Here is a 272-nt window from a genome sequence, read left to right on the forward strand (position 1 = left end):
ATCAGAAAAAATCGCTCCTAGTCTCACCAACGACCCTGGCGAATACCGCAAAGTTCAGTTCAAATGATGTCGCGGTGCTATTAATGCATCGAGAAACCCTGCGGGGTCAGAGCTCCTTGCACGCATTGCAGTAAATGCTCGACGCTCCAGGGTTTAGGCAGGAATCTCACCGACTTGCCCAACTCAGCCGCCAACTTGGTATTGCCGGACGTCAGCACCACCGGCACAGAGGGCCAGCGATGGGCCACGACTTTGCTCAAGTCATACCCATT

1 pseudogene is annotated in these 272 nt (G+C 54.0%); it reads right to left on the reverse strand.

What is annotated here, in order from left to right:
- Positions 1-80: 80 nt before the first annotated feature.
- A pseudogene (locus SB756_RS30100) lies at positions 81-272 on the reverse strand (response regulator); the annotation flags it as partial.

Source organism: Pseudomonas sp. SIMBA_068 (assembly GCF_046534705.1).
GTDB lineage: Bacteria > Pseudomonadota > Gammaproteobacteria > Pseudomonadales > Pseudomonadaceae > Aquipseudomonas > Aquipseudomonas putida.